Origin of the sequence: Flavobacterium sp. LHD-85 (assembly GCF_030929595.1) — a bacterium.
Classification (GTDB): Bacteria; Bacteroidota; Bacteroidia; order Flavobacteriales; family Flavobacteriaceae; genus Flavobacterium.
Genome location: NZ_JAVFVR010000011.1, coordinates 206,597 through 226,770, shown reverse-complemented (window position 1 = coordinate 226,770; position 20,174 = coordinate 206,597). Strand labels below are relative to the sequence as shown.

Genomic DNA, 20,174 nt, shown 5'->3' with positions numbered 1-20,174 from the left:
ACATGAAATATATTATAATGCTGCTTTTTTTGGGAATGTCTGTAACAGCTCAAAATCAGCATGAACATCACGACAGCATCAAAAACTTAGAAGAAGTAACCGTAAAAAATGCCAAAAAAAAGAAAATTGAAACCGAGATGAAAATGGCAGTTTCTGTTGATGAATTTCTATCATCATCGGAGAATATCAGTTTTATAAAGCGTGGAGCTTATGCTTGGGAACCTTTGTTGAACAATATGAGCACAGAACGTTCTACGGTTACTATTGACGGAATGCACGTTTTTGGTGCTTGTACCGATAAAATGGATCCGATTACGTCTTATGTAGAAAGCAACAATCTCGCGGCAATTGATATTAAATCGGGACAGGAGGGAAGTCTGCACGGATCTACCATTGCGGGAAGTATCGATTTAAAAAGAAAAAGCACGCCGTTTGGTCTTCAAAAGAAATGGAATGGAGCGTATCAAACAGGTTTTGAGTTTAATAATAAGCAGTTTTTCAATTTAGGAAATATCTCTTATTCGGGAACTAAATTTGTGGCAGATGGAAGTATTTCGTACCGAACAGCCGATAATTATTCGGACGGAAATAACAATGAAGTGAAGCATTCGCAATACAATAAATTCAACACTTCATTAGGATTGGCGTATAAAACAAGTGATCTTTCATCTTTGCGATTGGACGCTATTTTTGATATGGCCAAAAATGTGGGTTATCCTGCCTTGCCAATGGATTTGTGGCTTTCGCGCGCGCTGATTACTTCGGCTTCTTATAAACAATTGTTTGAAGAAGGATTGGTTAGAGTGGTAGATACAAAAGTATATTTTAATGCAATCGAGCATTATATGGATGATACAACGCGACCAGAAAATTTGGTTCACATGGATATGCCAGGCTGGAGCACAACTTACGGATTGGTTTCTAAAGCTAATTTAAAAAGAAATAATTATTCGTCTGAAATTCAGTTGAATGCTTACGATAATTTGTCGATTGCAGAAATGCGCATGTATCCGCAAGACAGAAGCGAAAGAACGATGTTTGCCTACAGCTGGCCTTGGGTTACCACTCGTTTTGCCGGACTTTCTATGAATAATTCTTGGGAACTTTCGGAAAAAAGTACCGTGAATCTAGGAGGTTCTTTGGGAGTAAATTACAATTATTCTAAATATATAGAATTCAACTGGATTTTTCATCCTGGAGCGCCTCAGGAAAAAACAAGATTTCTGCCAAGTTTAAATGCTAGTTACCAGTTAAATATTGATCAGTTTAATTTCTCTGTAGGAACGGGTTACGGTCATAGAGCGCCTTCGGTTTCTGAAGGTTACGGATATTACATTTATAATAGTTTTGACCGTTATGATTATATAGGAGATCCCAATTTGAAAAATGAAATTTCGTACGAAGGAAATGCAAGCGCAGGCTTTAAAAACGAAAGATTAAGCATTCAGGGAAAAATAAACTATTTCTACATTGATAATTACATTATTGGTAAAATCTTGAGTTTAGGAAGTCCGATGAATTATCAGTCGGTTGGAGTAAAAGGATATACTTCTCTAGATTATGCTACACTTTTAAATATGTCTGCCAATGTGAGTTACGATATTTTGGAACATCTGCACTGGAAAGGAACGCTTATGTATGCACGCGGAATGGATAACAAAGGTGGAAATCTACCATTTATACGTCCGTTAAGCTATTTGACTTCGCTTCATTATATGTATAAAAATTTCGGAATCCAGACTTCTGTCAATGGCGATTTTGAACAGATTAACTACAGTCCGGAATATGGAGAAGATTTGACCGCAGCTTATGCCATCTGGAATATTTCTGCCAATTATTCTTTTACAATCAATAAAGTAAGAAGCACGATACAGATTGGCGCAGAGAATTTATTAAACGAATATTATAGCACATATGCCGATTGGGGAAATATCCCGAGAATGGGACGCAATATTTTCACGTCTTTAAAATTGAATTTCTAATCAGCAGACCATCAAAATTAAATTTAAACACATAGAAACATAGATTTTTTTGATGCTGAAAAGGAAAAATTGAAAGAAACTAGTTTCTAACACATAGTTTGCTATGTGAATTTAAATTAGTGAAACGCCTTTTTTAAAGCTAAGCAAACTATGTTTCTATGTGTTAGAATAATTAACTCAATAGTTTAAAATAAAATAAAATAAAACACAATAAATTAAAATCACAATATGGAAACTTTAAAAAAATACCTTTTATTATCGGCCGCAGCACTAACATTTGCATCATGTTCAAATGATGATAATAGTCCCGCAGCAAACAATCTAACGTTGGAATTCAACAATACATTTAAAGACAAGACAATTGTTTTAGGAGATGCAACTTCGGCTTCTGCATCTACAAATACTTCTGCGGCAGGACAAATTCATCATTTTTCTGAAGTGAAATATGTAATCAGCAATATTCGTCTAATAAAAGATGACGGAAGCGAAGTGCCTTACAATGTAAATGATTTGGATAAAGGCGCAACAGTAATCGATCAGGCAAAAGCAGCTTCTTTAAGTTATGTTTTGAGCAATGTGCCATCTGCAACGTACAAACAGATTAAATTTGGTTTAGGTATCAAAACAGAACAAAACACTTTGGACCAGACAAGATTTCCTCTATTCTATGCAGCAGCAGGAGCAAATGATACAGCAATGATGTGGGAGTGGGGAACAGGATACCGTTTTACAAAAGTGGAAGGTTTTTATGATACAGATAATAAACCAATGTCGATTCACACAGGAAGTACTGTTGCCGGAGAAGAGGGCGCATACAAACAAGGTGTAAATGCCTATAGAGATGTTACGCTAAACCTTACTGTAAATGCAGTTGTTGGAAAAAATGCTGCTAAAATCAAAATTAAAGCTGATTTTGATAAATTATTGAGCGGAAAAATCAACACAATTACATTATCAACAGGAACAGGAATGGGCGATAATGCAACTCCAAATGTTCATACTGCTGCGCAAATGGTAAAATTTGTGGATAATCTGGGAGGAAATGGAACAAATGATATTTCAGGAATGTTTTCTGTTACTAGCGTAGAAAACTAAACTAAGCTTTGATGTACAAAATTAATTGCCTCCATCTTTAGATGGAGGTGAATAAATTTAGCAAAATTAGGGCTTTAGCCTAAACATGTTGGTTTGGCTAAAGCCTAGCTTATTTACATTTCAAAAATCCCCTAGTTAAAACTAGGGGCTATTGAAAAACACTAATCAAACAAATCTAATTAAATCTGCTTAAATCTTTTAAAATCTGCGTGAAATATTTTTGCGCATAATTTTTTTCACGCAGATTTTAAAAGATTTAAGCAGATATAGACAAATTAAATTAATCTGTTGATTTAAATTATATGAGTCGTCTGAAATTAAAAAGACGGCTCTATTTTAAAATTCATTAAAATGAAAAAAGTATTTGGCTTCATCATAATTGTAATCATTTTTGCTTCTTGCAGCAGTAGTGATTCTGATGACACTTATTTTGATAATCCTGAGCTTTCATTGCATATTCCGACTGATTTTCCAGAAGTAAACAGTTATGTGAGTTTGAACAAGCCTACAAAATACGGAACTGAATTGGGAGAAAAACTTTTCTCTGACAAAAGATTTAGTAAAGACAATACCATTTCGTGTTCAAGCTGTCATATTCAAGGAAATGCTTTTGCAGATCATAATGCTCGAGCAATTGGAATTGAAGGTAGAGTTGGACTTAGAAATGCGCCGCCAATTCAGAATTTGATGTTTCTAAAGTTCTTTAATTGGGATGGAAGCAGACTGCAGTTGGAAACACAGCCTTTAGTGCCGATTATTACCCATGAAGAAATGGATTCTTCGATTCTGGAAGTTATAGGGAAAATTAAAGACGATGCTTCTTATAAAGAGTTATTTAAAAAAGCATTTGGAGATCAAGAAATTACTCCCGACAGAATTTATAAAAGTATCGCTCAGTTTGAATATACTTTAATTTCTGCTAACAGCAAATATGATAAAGTAAAACGAAAAGAAGGACAGTCATTTACAGAAAGTGAAGCGGCGGGTTATGCAACGTTTCAGCAGAAATGTGCCAACTGTCATAGCACAGAATTGTTTACAGACCAGAGTTTTAGAAATATTGGGTTTCCTTTAAATACAGATTCTAATGAAGCAGGAAGAGGCAGAGTTACTGGAATTCCGTCTGATTTTATGAGCTTTAGAGTTCCGAGTTTAAGAAATGTTGAATATACAGCGCCTTATGGAAGTTTTGGTCAGTTTGAGACTCTAAAATCTGTTTTGGATTATTTTGATAATGGTGTTTTGGAAGCAGAGAATCTAGATCCGATTTTTAAGAATAATGGCAATAGAATTCCGCTTACCGAACAAGAAAAAGAGAATCTTCTTGCATTTATGAAAAGCCTGAGCGACAAAGATTTTACTGGAAACTAACCTCGAAAGGACTTGATTTTACTGGCATTTGGCATTTCTTTTGTAAAAAAGAAGGAATGTTTATAATATGTTGATAAATAATACGTTGCGAATAGTGTTAAAATCTGATTTCGATAGATTAAATGTTTTAAATTTAGTAACTGAATGATAGTTAATTATTTAAAATTATTTGAATATGGAAAGAGCTATAAAATTACAGGTTCGCAAAGAGCTTGACGGGAAGCAGCAGGTAAACGTAATTAAGTTAAAAGGCAGTTTAATTACCAAAGGCTACACAGAAATTATCCATATTAGCGATAAGGACGATGAATTTTACATTAATTCATTTGCAACCAAAACAGAAGCAAGTAATGAAGTGAAAGAATTTATTTTAGATTTTATAAACAAAGAAAATTTAAGCAATACAATTAGTGTTCTAGCATAATTTGCTAGAACTATACAATTGTAATGCTTAATATCGCAGATTTAGACTGCACTTGTAAAACTTGTATTTTGATCCAGATAAAGAGGCTTGTCTTGTATTGCATCGTCTGGCTTATCGTCCCAATCTCCCCAATCTCCTATATAAGTTTTACGGAATATTAATTCGTTATTATCACCATTACAAACCAAAGTTCGGTCAGTACAGGTTTCATTGTTTGGACTGAAATTTATTTGTAAATTTTTCATGACGTGATTATTTGTAATTGTTTGTATATGAGATTATAAAAGTAGAAATAACCAATGAGAATTAATTATAAAATAATATTAAATTATTGTTTAATTTGCATGTATTAGATTGAAAAATAATGTTATACAAAAAATGCTAAACATATTGTTTAGCATTTTTTGTATAGTTTTTAATCTTTAGTCTCTCATCTCTTATCTTTCATCTTTAATCTTTCTTTCTCTTAAGGCATCTTCCTCTCGGTTCATCGCCTTCTTGAAGTATAATTTCAGAATGTAAAAACTCTGCGGCATCTGCAGAACCTTGTACTTTTGCTGAACTGCGTTCGAGCATTTCAGCTTCAAATTCGTTTAGTACAGATTCTCTCAATCCTCTTTCTCTCCATTTTGACTTTGCATTACAATCTCTTGAAATTTTTCTAGCCAATTTTAAAGCATCCAATAAAGCTTGATTGGCGCCTTGTCCTTTAAACGGACTCATCGGATGTGCCGCATCGCCAATTAAAGTAGTATTTTGATTTTTTTCTAATAATGCTGCACTCAATAATTCCCGATCGTAAACAGGATATCCAGAAATTAGATTTTCTTGCGTTGCTTTTAGAATCTGAGGAATAGGAGCGTGCCATTGCGTTCTTCGGCGAGCTTCTTCTTTTAAGGCTTGAGGCCCTTTTGCACTCAATTCTTTGGCTTCTTCTTCAGACATCGGAAAACTAAGTTGCCACATAACAGAATCTGCAGTATAGGGCATTACATAAATTCGTTCATTTCCGTTGGCTGTCTGAAATATCGTTGCACCGTCTAATAGTTCGCTAGAAAGCCCTTCGAGAGAACTTAAAGGACAAATTCCTAAAATTACAATGCAATCCAAATAACGGAGCGGTGTAGTTTCTTCGCCAATTGTTAATTTTCTAACAGCGCTGCGAATGCCATCTGCACCTACAACAAGATCGGCTTTTACAGTTTTTATATTTTCGTTCGTCTGAAAGTCTAGTTCAACACCTTCTAAAGATTCTCTTAGATTTACTAATTGATGTCCCCATTGTACCTTATTATTTCCTCCAAGCTGTTCCAAAAGTGCCAATCGAAGCGATTGTCTTGCGATATGTATGTTGGTGCGTTTTGTAGGTGATTTAATGGCGGTTTCCAGCCATTTTCTGGTTCCCCATTCGCCTAATGTTTTACCCTCAGTATTATGTACAATATGTTTTGTCGAAATTACGCCGTTTAGAGAAGTAATTCCTAAGCCTTTCATGGCTTTACTGGCTTGCTGTAAAGTAAGTCCGTAACCCTGAGATCTTGCATCAAAGTCGCTGTCTCTTTCGTAAATTGTAAAAGGAATTCCGCGGTGTAAACAGGCTACCGCTAAAGCAACGCCGCCTATACCTGCACCAATAATGGCAACATGCGGTTTTGTGAAATCAGGTTCAAGATACTTTTCAGATTGAATTAGTCCTGATCCTGAACAATTTGTACACAAATGCAGATGCGCCTTGGGACGTATCGGAGCAATGTTACTCTGCTTATTCTCATATGCAGCCAATTCCGTTTTATAAAGGCGTTGCGCTTTTTTACTGAGTCCGCGATTTATTTTGCCCTGTCCTTGGCATTCATGGCATATAGTCCACATAATCTGTTGTATAACTTACTTTGAGTATCGAGGCAGCAAAGTTACGTCAACAAAAGCATTTAAACTACTGATTTTCAAAGCTAGAGTGTTTTTATTATTAAGTAATTATTTTATTGAAAATCAGTAGATTGTATTTTGTTTGTTTTTTTAATTCGATTCTATGAAGTTTTCAATATAGCGAGTAACCATTTCTGGGTACTGGTGATGCGGACCATGGCCTGTTTGAGCAATCGTGATTAAGGTTGCAGTTGGCAGTTTTTGGTTAAGTTCGAACCAGTTTTCTGGCGGAAAACAAACTTCATGATTCGCAGAAATAATCAATATAGGGATATTTATCTTCATTAATTTTTCTCGGGCTTTGTACGGATCATTCCAATAATCATCGTGCGATTTGCCATAATATTCCCAAAGTTCTGGTCTGACTTTCGGATCTTTATTTTCTCTTTTATTTATTCTATTGTGGCTTTCTATTGCAGCATTTCGGCTTATTTGAGAGGCAGGTTCAAAGAATAATATGGTCTCATGTTCGATTGTATATTCAGGAATATAAGCTGTTTTAATGAAAATTTCTTCCAAAGGATGATTGACTTTTCCAGGAGGTTTAGTCCCTATTAAAACGGTATGTGTAATTCGGTTTGAAAATTCTGTTGTTGCAACTTGCGCTGCCCAGCCGCCCAATGACCATCCGCCTAATATAAATTTGTCAATTTTTAAGGCATCGGCTAAATCAATAGCATCTTTTCCAAAACCTAAAATCGTGTCATGAGGTGTTCCCGTTGAAGAAGCTAATCCTTTATAATTGAAAATAATAACTTGATATTTTTGCGCCAACGCATCTAAAAATGCTGGATCCCAATCGTCCAGATTTCCGCGAAATCTGTTGCAGAGAATAATGGGCAATCCTTTGCCAATAATTCGATAAGCAATTTTATAATCTTGAATAGAAGCAAATTTAGTTTCAGATTGATCAGCCTTGACCAAAGTATTTCCTTTTTCCATTGTTCAAAAATTAAAAATTTATAATTGTTTTTGATTCCGTTTGTCTTAGTTCCAAATGCCAGACAAAGCTTTTTTCTGAATGTTTGCTGCAAACAAAGGCGTCTCTTCTTTGTTATGTGCTTCCAAATTATCTTTCATACCCATACGAACGGGTTCTAAATCTGAAACGCCAGCTCCTGCAAGCAGTTGAAGAAAATGTTCGGTAAGCGAAATCACAACATGATTAGAAAGTTCACAAGAAGAATCAGTTAGTTTCTTAACTTTCAGTTCCCACCTAATTATCAAAGTGGTGCGCCCAAGAGGCGACAAAGAATCTGAAAGCGAATTTACAGCGCAATGATTTCTTTTTGAAATATCCTCAACATAATGCTGAATTAATAAGTTTCCTGCAATCTGTTCGACATTTATAGAAATTCTCCGTCCATCTTCTGCTGTTGAGTTTCCTGCTGCAATGTGCGAAGCAGAGCATTCCTGATATTCTTTATCCTTTAAAGTAAAAAGCCATTCCGTTAAATCAATGTTTTCCAGAGGAGCATTGATCGTCGCTATTGTGGTACTTTCTGTAAAAGATTCCATAACTCAGGAGTTGATATTGTTTATGAATTCTTCGGTAGAAGAAAGAACATGCCCGTAATTCGGAAAATTAGTTTCGACCGTTGCTTTAATTTCTTCCCAATTAAAAGCACCAATTCCGTCTTTGATTAAAGTGACATGATAACCGAGTTCTACGCCAAATCTCGCGGTTGAATCGATGCAAGTATTGGCTCTCATGCCGGCAAGAACAATATGGTCAATATCGTGCTGGCGCAAAAGAAAATCTAAATCGGTGTTGGCAAAACCGCTGGCAGTCCAATGGTTCTGTGCTATAAGATCACCTTCCTGCATAATAAGATCAGGATGAAACTCGGCTCCCCAAGAACCTTTTTCAAACAAAGTAATGCTTTTGCTTCCCAAATGTGAAGGTGCCATAAACTTCCAGTTCAAGTAATCTCCTTTTTGAGTATGGCGATGCGGTGCATAAATCACCTGAATTTTCTTTTCTCTCGCAGCTGTCAATAGTTTTTTGATGTTGCCGACCACTTTGTTTCCTTCGACAGTTTCTTTTGTAACAGGAAATAATTTTCCTCCTTCGGAAAGAAAATCATTAAAAGGATCAATAATGACAAGTGCGGTTTTTTGAAGTTGATACAAGCCCATAATTTAAAATTTTTAAGTTAAGTTGCTGTATTCTAATAATGTGCCACTTGTTTTCTGATGCTGTTTTATTGATGTTTTCCGAAGTATAGCAAAATGGAAACTGCGATATTTAACGGATTTTCGAAATAAAGCAAATTAAGAAAGCCGTTTCATTTTATAATTTTTAAAAATGATTATATAACCCAAACCATTGCATTTGAGGTAATTTTAATAATCATTTAAAAACGAAGCATTATGGAAAAGAATAATCAAACCCAGAAAAATCCGAATCCTAAACAGCAGGGCGGAGGAGATCATCGAAATGATACTAGAAAACATCAATATAAAGAACATGATGAAGTGCTGACAAATGATGAAAATTATGATGTTGACACCAAAAAGTTTAAAGGACAAGAACCTGAACTCGATGATAAATTGAATAATGAAGAAAAAAAATAATGCTAAAACGCCTCAAGTTTGTTTGAGGCGTTTTCTTTTTCCGCTAGAAATCATTTTTATAGATATAAAAAGACTTTTTTTGAAGAGATAAAAGTGAAGTAGTGAAAAATATGAGTGGTTTTTTATAGATTTGTAAAAATCTATTACAATCTCTCAAATAATAATTGGGAAACAATATATAATACAAGGCATGAAATCGGTTACTTCAGTTTTTTTACTTTTAATGTTTGTCTGTTCAAGTTCTTACTCACAATTGAGCTCTGATAAAATATTCGAGAGTTTTAAGCAGGGGGAACGCACCAATTGTTCATCGATTGCTTTTATTAAAGCGTCTTTAAACATTTATGGTTTAGATAACTTGTTTGTCAGCGAAAAGTTAAATGATGATTTATATAAAATCACACTAAAAAACAACGCGACATTCAATCTGCACAGCAGCGAAATTCACAAGGCCAAAGAATCTGCGGGCTTTGTTTATATTAAAGACAACTGCGATAGCGAGAAAATTACCGATTATGCAGAATTGACTTATGCGGTAATGGCAAAATACAAACAGATTATCGATAAAGAATCTACTTTTGACAAAGCATTGGAAGATTTGGAAGATGGTACAGTGTATACTCCAACAATTTATAAATACCTTGGATTTGCATTAGGAAAACAAATTCAAAAGTTAAAAAAAGAATCAGGAACAGATTACTGCGGTGTTGTGGCATGGTCAAAAGTGCATGCTGTCTTTGTGTGCGGAGAATTTATGGACTATTATGGCAACAAAAAGAGTTTGTGGATTAAATATCCGAGCCGTTTTAGAATAATTAAGTCGTAAAACAGTAAAATTAACTTTTGAGAAAATGTGCTGAAATAGCCTAAATTCCTGCCTTTGCTGTAATCTTTTACTTATCGCAACGTAACAATTATAATTTTATTGTGAAAAAGAAATTATAAAAGTTGCATTTTAACATAATTTATATATTTTTGTTTTTATTCAAGAACCAAATCTATTAAGAAAATGAAGAGCAAGATTATTTTATTATGTGTCCTTTTCTTCTTGACGACTGCTGCCGTTTCTGCACAGGCAAAAAATGCACCAAGAAGTATCATTAGTACAACAGCTTTAATTCGTAAATACCATGATCAAAAAGAATTAAGTGGTATGCAAAAAGGAGAACTTTTAGAATTGTACATTGAGCGTATTAAAGTTTTAGTAAAAACACTTCCTTACATTGCTTTGGTTACTAAACCTGGGGTTACAATGGCAGATTTAGGTATTCCAGATACTGGCGAGAACAAAAAAATCTTAGATGGACAAGCAGAAGGAACAACTGTTTTCTTAGATACTACAGTAGATTTTCAGAGAAAAATGATGCCATATTCTGATAAAGGAAATCTTATCGCTGCAATCTTATTTTATGAAACTACATTGAAATCTTTACACGAGTTCAACGAATTGTAATATTTCAACAATAAAAAATAGAAGCTCCAAGGTCTTATGATCTTGGAGTTTTTTTTTGTTTATACTTTACTTAAATCCTTTTTAGTCTCACAATAAAAATATCTTAGCGCACTTTACGAGTAATATTTAACGCAAAGTACACCAAGTTTTTTTTCTAAGAATCATTACAAATGAAAGTTCACAAAGCTTTGCGAACTTAAATTATGTTCTGCTTAGGATTGTGTTTGAAAAATCTTAGCGCACTTTGCGATAAAAATGTAAAGCTATGGAAACAATCCCTATAGATATTGGGATTCGCAAAGTGAAAATATTAGGCTTTTAGTACAATTCTTATAAAACAGCATAAAATTACCTTTTTCGTAACTATTTTATTTTTAGTTGTTTAAGTGTGCTGGTTTAAGAGAGTTAACATTTTTTTTGCAAAAAGTTTAATTAAAATTTGGGAACTAAAATTTTTAACATACTTTTGTTCTATCAAATTAGTAGAGTTTAAAAATATAAGTTAAAAGCATAGAGATTAGAACCACAATATTTTATTTCAAATAAGCAAAAGCATTCGGCAGTTTTCTTCCTTATGCATTCTACGGTTAAAATTCCTCTTTTTTAATTCATTATAAATTTTAAGAAACATAATCCCGAATAGGGGTTAAAATTTTACAGGCCAATTTAAAATAATAGTAATCCAAAAAAAGTAAAAATGAAAAAACGAATGTGCTGCAGATAAAAAGAAAAACCATTTCTGTTGCAGCAGAAATGGTAAGAGTTTAAAAGAAATTGTCATCTCTAAAAGGAAAGCCAGAATGGTATTAAATTGTCTGAGCCAACCTTATTTATTAAACTAAAACAAAGTAATGAAAAAAAAATTAGAAAGATATGCTTGGCTATGTATTTTGTTGATTTCCATAGGGGTTAAAGCTCAAGAGACTAAGCCGCTAATCCAGTCTAAACTGGAAGGAACGGTAGTCGATGCCGTTACAAAAGAGCCTATTATCGGGGCTTCGGTAACAATTCAAGGAACTACGCATGGGGTTGTTACAGATACAGATGGAAAATTCTATTTCCAAACAGGACAAAAATTCCCATATGTACTTTTAGTTAGTTATTTAGGATATAAAAAACAAGAAGTTGTAGTCAACAAAAACGCTATTACGATTGATCTTACCGAAGAACAGAATGCGTTATCTGAAGTTGTTGTTACGGCACTTGGAATTTCAAAAGAAAAGAAATCTTTAGGATATACGACTCAGGCAGTAAAAGGGAAAGAATTGGCGACTACAAAAGAAACCAACTTCTTAAATGCGCTTTCAGGTAAAGTAGCGGGTGTTCGTATTACAAATTCACAAGGAGATATGGGATCTTCACGTATTATTATTCGTGGGGAAACTTCTATTGCAGGAAACAACCAGCCGCTTTTTGTGGTAGATGGAGTTCCTGTAGATAACTCACAATTAAATTTTGGAGGAGCTACTCGTGATTTCAGAAATGCAATTGCCGATTTAAATCCGCAGGATATTGAAACTTTGACTGTTTTAAAAGGACCAAATGCTGCCGCGCTTTACGGATCGCGTGCTGCGCATGGTGTTGTTCTTATTACTACAAAATCTGGAAAAGGACAAAAATCAGGATATGGAGTTACTTTTAATACGGGTATAACCGTTTCTCAAGTGGCTACTTTGCCTTCTTTCCAAAATACTTTCGGACAAGGTTCAAACGGAAGATTTAGCTACGTAGACGGAAAAGGAGGAGGAGTTAATGATGGAGTTGACGAAAGCTGGGGACCAAGAATGGACGGGCGTCTTATTCCGCAGTTTTATTCTAAAGGGGAAGCAGTGCCTTTTGTCGCGCACCCAAATAATGTGAAAGATTTCTTTAATACTGGGCTTACTTATGACAATAGTGTTTCTATTGCTAAATCTAACGAAAAATCAGATTTCCGTTTAGGCGTAAACAATCAAAAACAGCTTGGAACGGTGCCAAACAGTGAAATAAACAAAACAAACTTTACGGTTAATACCAATTACCAGATTTCTGAAAATGTAAAAGTTGGGGTTAATGCTAATTATATTGTAACAAATGCTCCACAATTGCCAGGAGGTCCATCAGGTGGACGTGCTGCGGGCGTAATGCTTCAGTTTCTTTGGTTCGGGCGTCAGGTGGATATTGACCAACTGGACAAAGACTGGTCGACTAATTGGAACAACAGTTACTACAGCAATCCTTATTGGAATGCGTATTACAATACAACAAGCCAACAGCGTAACCGTATAATTGGAGATGTTCACTTAGATGCGAAATTGGCTGAAGGATTGAACTTCAGATTCCGTACAGGAGTAGATTATTATAATGACCGAAGAAAATATACGATCAAGTATGGTACAAACGGAACTCCTTTCGGATCGTATGCAGAAGATGCTTACACTGTAAATGAACAAAATACTGAGGGTATATTTCAATATACAAAACAGCTAAATGATGATTTCAGTTTAGATGCACTTGCAGGTTTCAATATTCGTAACCATAGCGATGCTAACAATTATCAGAAAGCACCACGTTTAGCAGTTCCAGATTTGTACACATTGACAAACTCTAGAGATCCGTTAACGTCGTCAAACTCATTGTCAAGATTACGCGTGTATAGTGCTTACGCTTCTGCTCAGGTAGGATTTAGAAACTATGCTTTCTTGAACGTTACAGCACGTAATGACTGGTCTTCGACATTGCCAAGCAGCAACCGTTCTTATTTCTATCCTTCTTTTAACGGAAGTGTAATCTTAACAGATGCATTGAACATTAAGAGCAGTACGCTTGATTTCTTAAAAGTTAGAGGTGGATGGTCTGAAGTAGGTAATGATGCAGATCCGTACCAATTGGCTACAGTTTACAATTTCCAGACAGCATTTGATGGAAATCCGATTCAGACTTCTTCTCAAAAGAAATTAAATGAAAACTTAAAACCAGAAACAACTCGTTCTACAGAAGTAGGTCTTGAAGCTTCTTTCTGGAAAAACAGACTTCATTTTGATGTAGCGTATTACAATACCAATAGTTTCGACCAGATTTTGGAAATTAAAACTACAGCATCAAGCGGTTATAATTCGCAGTTGATTAATGCGGGTAAAATTAACAATCAAGGTATAGAGGTACAATTGGACGGAAACCCAGTTCAAACTGAAAACTTCAAATGGAATGTGGCTTTAAATTATTCAAAAAATAAGAGTAAAGTAGAAATTCTAGATTATGCTGGAGATATTAAAAACTATACAATAGGTTCTTCGGGAGGTGTAGATGTATTGGCATCTGTAGGGCAAGCTTATGGAGCACTTTACGGAACAGCTTATGAGCGTGATGCAAGCGGTAATATTGTAGTAGGAGCAAACGGACTTCCAAAAGCAGATCCAACTAAGAAAGTTTTAGGACACTATACACCAGATTATTTGGCAGGTCTTACAAATACTTTGACTTATAAAAATCTAGAACTTTCGTTCCTTGTTGATGCTAGCGTTGGCGGAGAACTTTTCTCTGGAACAAACAGAACTGGTAACTATACTGGAGTTTTGGCACAGACTCTTCCAGGACGTGGTGCTGAAAACGGCGGATTAAGCTACTATTATCCAGGAAACAATACTGCTAACCCGAAAACTTTGGTTACTGGTGGTGCTGCTCCAAGCGGTGTAACGGTTTATGATGACGGAATGATTTTCGGAGGTGTATTTGCAGACGGAACACCAAATAATAAAGTAATTAGCGCACAGGAATATTACAAGGCGTCTTACAACATTAGCGAAGCGTATATCTACAGCTCAACTTTTGTAAAAATGAGAGAGATAAAACTAACGTATAATGTTGATAAAAAGTTGGTTAAAAAGTTAGGATTGGAAGGAGCAAGCATTACTGCAGCTGGACGTAACTTATTCTTTATTTACAAAGATGCACCAAATATTGACCCTGAGACCGCTTTCAATACAGGAAATGCACAAGGATTAGAAAGTTTAGCGTTGCCAACAACTAGAAATTTCAGTCTTAACCTTAATGTTAAATTTTAAAAACTCGGAATCATGCTAAAAAAACTATCATATACAATACTGTTTGCATTGGCACTGAGCTCTTGCAGTGATACTTTAGACGATATAAATAAAAACCCAAATGCGACTGAAACTCCGCTTGCACCATATTTGCTGACGGGAACTTTAAAACAAGGAGCAGATTTGTATTGGGGAGATGCGAACAACTTTAACTCAACGTTGCTTTTTGTACAGCATTGGGCTAAAATTCAATATACAGAACCAGATCGATACGATGTTTCAAATGCTTCGTTTACCTCATTGTGGGATAAGGGATATGCAACTCTGATTACAGATTTGAACACGATTATAAAATTTCCAGACGCGCAAGCTAATTCTAATTATAAAGGAATTGCCTTATCGTTACGTTCATGGACATTTTTGTTGCTTACAGATGCTTACGGAAGCATTCCGTACAAAGAAGCAGGTCAAAATGTAACGCCTGCGTATAACACGCAGAAAGAAGTTTACACAGGTTTGCTTGAAGATTTGAAGCAAGCGCAATCTTTATTAAACTCTGCAAATGGTTCTGTTACCGGAGATTTGGTTTACAAAGGGGATATAGCAAAATGGAAGAAGTTTGTGAATTCGCTTCGATTGAGAATTGCTTTGAGAATCTCAGATAAAGAACCAGTATTAGCAAAACAGGCAGCAATTGATGCAACAACTGATGCCGCGGGAGTAATCAGTAGCGAAAGCGAAACATTTAAGTTTACTTACACTAGTTCGCCACAGCAAAATCCAGCTTCGGCTTGGTTTGAAACGAGAGATGATTTCCGTATTTCAAAAACTATGGTGGATCAGTTATATGCATTATCAGATCCGCGTTTGCCAGTATTTGCTCAATTGCCATCAGATGCAAGCGTAGGCAAATATGTTGGAGGCGCAAACGGATTATCAAATAGTGACGCTAACAGCCAAGGTTTTGCTAAAACATCAAAACCTGGAACATATTTCCTTACATCGGCTTCACCTGCGGTAATTGCTTCTTACTCTGAAACTTTATTTAATTTGGCAGAAGCTGCAGCAAGAGGTTATATTTCTGGAGATGCAGAACAGTATTATAAAAATGCTATTACAGCATCATTGATTCAATTTGGAGTTAACAATCCAACAACTATTTCAACTTATCTGAATCAAGCAAGTGTAAAATATGATGCTTCAAACTATGCTAAATCAATCGGTACGCAAAAATGGATTGCTTTCTTCGGACAAGGTCTAGATGCTTTTACAGAGTGGAGAAGATTGGATTATCCAGTATTAAAAGCCGGTCCTGCTACTGTTTTGGACGGAAAAATTCCTTCGCGTCTTTTCTATCCTGGTACAGAACAATCTCTTAACGGAGCAAGTTATCAAGCTGCAGTTGCAGATCAAGGAAAAGATTTATTGACAACCAAATTATGGTTTGATGTGAAATAAATTTGCTTGCAAATAATATTCCGTAGGAATATCTGGTTGGTAGAAAAAAAATGGAACGTTATGCATAGTGTCCTGTAGGGACACCTGTTTTGACGAAAGAATATATTTAACGTTTAATCAAACGTTCCTACGGAACGTAAATTCATAATCCGAAATTAATTTCTACCAATGAAACATTCCTACGGAATGAAAAATTCTACCGACCGAACATTCCTACGGAATGAGTTGCATTATTTTTTTGATATTTTAATATTCCGTAGGAATATCTGGTTGGTAGAAAAAAAATGGAACGTTATGCATAGTGTCCTGTAGGGACACCTGTTTTGACGAAAGAATATATTTAACGTTTAATCAAACGTTCCTACGGAACGTAAATTGATAATCTGAAATTAATTTCTACCAATGAAACATTCCTACGGAATGAAAAATTCTATCAACCGAACATTCCTACAGAATGAGTTGCATTGTTTTTTTTTTTTTTTGATATTTTAATATTCCGTAGGAATATCTGGTTGGTAGAAAAAAAATGGAATCGTTATGCATTGTGTCTTGTAGGGACACCTGTTTTTGCGGAAATAATATGTATAACGTCTAATCAAACGTTCCAACGGAACGTAAATTCATAATCCGAATTTAATTTCTACCAATGAAACATTCCTACGGAATGAAAAATTCTACCGATCAAACATTCCTACGGAATGAAAAATTCTACCGATCAAACATTCCTACGGAATGAGTTTTTTTGAGTCAAAAAGCCCTGTATCAACTAAGATATAGGGCTTTTGCATTATTCCATTCGCTGTTTCTGCCTTTCTTGATTTGATTCTTCTTCAGAACTTCCGCGTTTCCAATATGAAACAGCGTGAAAACGATCACGTTCTAATTGAAGTTCTTCTTTCAGATGTTTTCTTATTTTCCTGATTGTTTCAAATTCTGCTGCAGCAAATACATATTGCTGCTTTTCGTTAGCTAATAAATCGATACATTCTTCAGCTAGTTTGCTTCCATCCAATGGTGAAGAATTATAAATCCCTTTTACATTGAGATTTGCTTTGGTATTTAGAATCAATACATCTCTATAAGAATTCACTTCGAGCAAAAGCATAGCATTTGCAGATGAAGGCAAAGTTTCTAGAATAGCCGAAATAACTGGAATTGCAGTACAGTCTCCCACAATAAAATAATTTTCAGCTGAAGGAACAAGCGGTTTTTGACTTTCTTTCATTGCAATTCCAAGAAAATCTCCCGATTTAGCATTTTCTGCCCATTTAGAAGCGGGGCCATTATCGCCATGCGCTACAAAATCGATTTGGAGAGTTTTATTAATGAAATCAATATTTCGTGTGGTATACGTTCGCACCGCCATAAAAAAATCAGAATTCCAGATGGGCTCGTCATAATCAGTAAAGTATATGGCGGTTTCAGAAGGAATGTAAATTTTATTATTGTTTCCAGAACGCATATTCTGAAATAGATTTACTTGTTCGTCAGACATTTTAAAAGTTATTCTGATGTAATGCGGAGTAAGAAATGCCTTTTCTTTTACCACAAAAATAGATCGCGCAATATTTCGTAAAGGTTTATCCATTATTATTTAAATTTTTAGTTAACAATTGCCTGAATTTCTTTTCGCTCCGATTGAAGAAGGCTTGCAATGGCAACAACACAGCTGAATGCCCCGAAAAAGTAGATAGATTGGTAGTCGAGCCATCCCGCAATTAGACCTGCCGTTGGCCCCGCAATTCCTAACGAAAGATCAAAAAATGCCGCATAAGCGCCTAAGGCAGTTCCTCTCATTTGTGGTGTTATTTTTTGTATGGCCAATACGCCTAAAGATGGAAAAACAAGCGAAAACCCAATTCCGGTAAGTGCGCATCCTAAAATAGCTGTCCAGCCGTTAATGGATAAACCTATGCATAACTGACCAGCTATTTCAATCAAAAAGGAAATCATAGCGACTTTGAATCCGCCAAAACGATCTGGATAAGAAGAGAAAAACACGCGGGTCAAAATATAAGAACCCCCAAAGAAAAGAAATCCAAGAGAAGCTCCATCCCAATTTTTTTGACTGAACAATAAAGCGATAAATGATGCAATGCAGGCAAAAGCAATAGAAGAGAAGGCGAGTGCAATTCCTTGCGGAAACACTTTTCCGATTACTTTATAAAAAGGAGTTCTTAAATGTCCTTTGTGCACAGGAATTATTGGCAATCCTCTGGAAACTGTCCAGCTTATAAATGCCAAAACTAGAATTGAAGAAAACGCAAACGCAGTTCCAAATTGGACAATCCACAGACTAAAAGGAGCGCCAATTGCGATTCCGGCATACATCGCGATTCCGTTCCAAGTCATTACTTTACCCGAATTCTGTTGTCCTAAAAGCCCAATTCCCCAAGTAAGCATTCCTGTAACCAGAAAACTTTCAGCTATTCCGTGAACGATTCGGGACAATAGCAATAAAGAAAGCGATAATAAAGGAATTGAAACTGCAGAGCAAGCGCACATATATAAAACGCCAGCCAATAAAACCAGTAAAATGCCTCGTGTTGTACTAATTTTTGAACCTAAAACATCAGTTGTCTTTCCTGCATAAGCACGCGTGAGCAGAGTTGCCAATGCTTGCAGACCAATAACTAAACCAACGGCAAGATTGCCAAATCCTAATTCTTGTTTTATGAATTTTGGCAATATGCCTAGAGAAATGCCGATTGTGGTATAAACCGCCAAAACCGTTATGACAATAGGAATTAAAAGTTTGGTATTCGATTTAGGATTTAGTTTGGGAGTACTGTTTGTAGTGGTACTTTCTGTCATAATTTTACTTTGTATATTAATAATTTTACAAAGGCAAAATTATGCCTGCGCTACCTTTTAATGGTTGTCTATAGCAGGGGTGTTGTTGGACAAATCATGGTTTTTTAATCTGAACTCAGAGGCAGTCATCCCGATGTTCTTTTTCATAAAACGCGAAAAATAAGCATGATCTTCATAACCCAATTCAAAAGCGATTTGTTTGATATCAAGTTCTGTATAATACAGCAAACGCTTGGCTTCCAATACGATTGTCTGCTGTATCCAATAGCTCACCGTGAAACCGGTAACTTGTTTTACAATTTCATTTAGATACAATGGCGTAATATTTAATAAAGCGGCATAATCTTTAACCTGCTTGCATTCTTTAAATTTTGATTGCACAAGTTGCTTAAACGCATTAACGGTTTGATACTTTTGGCCGCCAATGAGTTCTTTAGCAGCATCTACTTGTATAAGTGCTCCGATAAAAAATCCTAAAAAAGCATCAGCCAGCGAATATTCGGTCTGGTCTTGAAAAATTTCCTTTTTTTGTTTTAGCAGATTTTCAAGTATCGGAATAATGGAGAAAATCAAACTATCAGACGTTAGCTGAATTCCTTGTCTGCTGTTTAAATGCGTATTTAAGATTTGGGTATATTTCTCGGAAATTAAAAGCGAATCCATAAAAATATACCATCCTTTGCAGTTTTCTTGATTTGTATAAGAGTGAACTTGTCCAGGAGCGACATAATAAGCGCAATGATTGGACATTGTAATGTGTTTAAAATCCAGTTCCAGTTCAAAAATGCCCTGAGACAACACAATAAACATATAATGGTCATCACGATGAGGCGCCTGCGCTTTCTCTGAAAATGCTCCAATTGGAATAACATCTATTCCCACAGTTTTCATTTCATCTCGATGTATTTCAATATGATTTAGGTTCATGCTTTAGATTAAATTGCATTCAAAGGTAAAAGGAATTAGAAAAAGTTGTTCGTTAATTTGCAATTTTTGCTCTTGAACTATCTAAAATTTCTTCATTCACTTTTATGTATTTCAATATTGTTTTT

General features: G+C 35.3%; 17 protein-coding genes. 9 read left to right on the top strand and 8 right to left on the bottom strand.

Annotated features, from left to right (window positions below; translation table 11 throughout):
- The first annotated feature begins 2 nt into the window (after positions 1-2).
- From RB618_RS18245 to RB618_RS18230, 4 genes are all read left to right on the top strand, one after another.
- A complete protein-coding gene (locus tag RB618_RS18245; RefSeq protein ID WP_308070072.1) occupies positions 3-1,982 on the top strand; it encodes a TonB-dependent receptor in 1,980 nt (659 codons plus the stop codon).
- A gap of 228 nt (positions 1,983-2,210) precedes the next feature.
- Positions 2,211-3,077: an MbnP family protein gene (locus RB618_RS18240; protein WP_308070071.1), complete on the top strand. Its 867-nt coding sequence runs from the start codon at positions 2,211-2,213 to the stop codon at positions 3,075-3,077.
- 351 nt (positions 3,078-3,428) lie between these two features.
- Positions 3,429-4,448 carry a cytochrome c peroxidase gene (locus tag RB618_RS18235; protein WP_308070070.1) on the top strand — a complete coding sequence of 340 codons (1,020 nt, stop codon included), beginning with the start codon at positions 3,429-3,431 and terminating at the stop codon, positions 4,446-4,448.
- 175 nt (positions 4,449-4,623) lie between these two features.
- Positions 4,624-4,872 carry a hypothetical protein gene (locus tag RB618_RS18230; RefSeq protein ID WP_111369468.1) on the top strand — a complete coding sequence of 83 codons (249 nt, stop codon included), beginning with the start codon at positions 4,624-4,626 and terminating at the stop codon, positions 4,870-4,872.
- Positions 4,873-4,913: 41 nt separating this feature from the next.
- Here RB618_RS18230 and RB618_RS18225 read toward each other — a convergent pair whose 3' ends face one another.
- The 5 genes from RB618_RS18225 to RB618_RS18205 all read right to left on the bottom strand — a co-directional run bounded on the left by RB618_RS18225 (position 4,914) and on the right by RB618_RS18205 (position 8,937).
- Positions 4,914-5,117 carry a hypothetical protein gene (locus tag RB618_RS18225; protein ID WP_308070069.1) on the bottom strand — a complete coding sequence of 68 codons (204 nt, stop codon included), beginning with the start codon at positions 5,115-5,117 and terminating at the stop codon, positions 4,914-4,916.
- Between the two features lie 205 nt (positions 5,118-5,322).
- Positions 5,323-6,741 (bottom strand): NAD(P)/FAD-dependent oxidoreductase, encoded by a 1,419-nt coding sequence (locus RB618_RS18220; protein ID WP_308070068.1) that lies wholly within the window; start codon positions 6,739-6,741, stop codon positions 5,323-5,325.
- A 147-nt stretch (positions 6,742-6,888) separates the two neighbouring features.
- The gene (locus tag RB618_RS18215) at positions 6,889-7,740 is read right to left on the bottom strand and encodes an alpha/beta hydrolase (RefSeq protein ID WP_308070067.1); all 852 of its coding nucleotides are present in this window, start codon (positions 7,738-7,740) and stop codon (positions 6,889-6,891) included.
- A 45-nt stretch (positions 7,741-7,785) separates the two neighbouring features.
- A complete protein-coding gene (locus RB618_RS18210; RefSeq protein WP_308070066.1) occupies positions 7,786-8,316 on the bottom strand; it encodes a hypothetical protein in 531 nt (176 codons plus the stop codon).
- A 3-nt stretch (positions 8,317-8,319) separates the two neighbouring features.
- Positions 8,320-8,937, bottom strand: a complete 618-nt coding sequence (locus RB618_RS18205; protein ID WP_308070065.1) for an isochorismatase family cysteine hydrolase — start codon at positions 8,935-8,937, stop codon at positions 8,320-8,322.
- 234 nt (positions 8,938-9,171) lie between these two features.
- Between RB618_RS18205 and RB618_RS18200 the strand changes: the two genes are divergently transcribed.
- From RB618_RS18200 to RB618_RS18180, 5 genes are all read left to right on the top strand, one after another.
- Entirely contained in the window at positions 9,172-9,375 is a 204-nt protein-coding gene (locus RB618_RS18200) for a hypothetical protein (protein ID WP_308070064.1), read from the top strand.
- A 190-nt stretch (positions 9,376-9,565) separates the two neighbouring features.
- Positions 9,566-10,201: a hypothetical protein gene (locus tag RB618_RS18195; RefSeq protein ID WP_111375969.1), complete on the top strand. Its 636-nt coding sequence runs from the start codon at positions 9,566-9,568 to the stop codon at positions 10,199-10,201.
- 183 nt (positions 10,202-10,384) lie between these two features.
- Complete coding sequence (locus RB618_RS18190; protein ID WP_111375968.1) at positions 10,385-10,828, top strand: hypothetical protein; 444 nt, start codon at positions 10,385-10,387, stop codon at positions 10,826-10,828.
- An 851-nt stretch (positions 10,829-11,679) separates the two neighbouring features.
- Positions 11,680-14,871 carry a SusC/RagA family TonB-linked outer membrane protein gene (locus RB618_RS18185; RefSeq protein WP_308070063.1) on the top strand — a complete coding sequence of 1,064 codons (3,192 nt, stop codon included), beginning with the start codon at positions 11,680-11,682 and terminating at the stop codon, positions 14,869-14,871.
- A 12-nt stretch (positions 14,872-14,883) separates the two neighbouring features.
- On the top strand, positions 14,884-16,308 hold the full coding sequence (locus RB618_RS18180; RefSeq protein WP_308070062.1) for a SusD/RagB family nutrient-binding outer membrane lipoprotein: 1,425 nt from the start codon (positions 14,884-14,886) through the stop codon (positions 16,306-16,308).
- A gap of 787 nt (positions 16,309-17,095) precedes the next feature.
- On the opposite strand, the gene RB618_RS18175 is transcribed toward RB618_RS18180, so the two are convergent.
- From RB618_RS18175 to RB618_RS18165, 3 genes are read right to left on the bottom strand one after another with little or no spacing between them, the layout of a single operon-like run.
- Positions 17,096-17,896 (bottom strand): siderophore-interacting protein, encoded by an 801-nt coding sequence (locus RB618_RS18175; protein WP_308070061.1) that lies wholly within the window; start codon positions 17,894-17,896, stop codon positions 17,096-17,098.
- 14 nt (positions 17,897-17,910) lie between these two features.
- Positions 17,911-19,122, bottom strand: a complete 1,212-nt coding sequence (locus tag RB618_RS18170) for an MFS transporter (RefSeq protein ID WP_308070060.1) — start codon at positions 19,120-19,122, stop codon at positions 17,911-17,913.
- Positions 19,123-19,179: 57 nt separating this feature from the next.
- Positions 19,180-20,049, bottom strand: a complete 870-nt coding sequence (locus tag RB618_RS18165; protein WP_308070059.1) for a helix-turn-helix domain-containing protein — start codon at positions 20,047-20,049, stop codon at positions 19,180-19,182.
- Positions 20,050-20,174 lie beyond the last annotated feature (125 nt).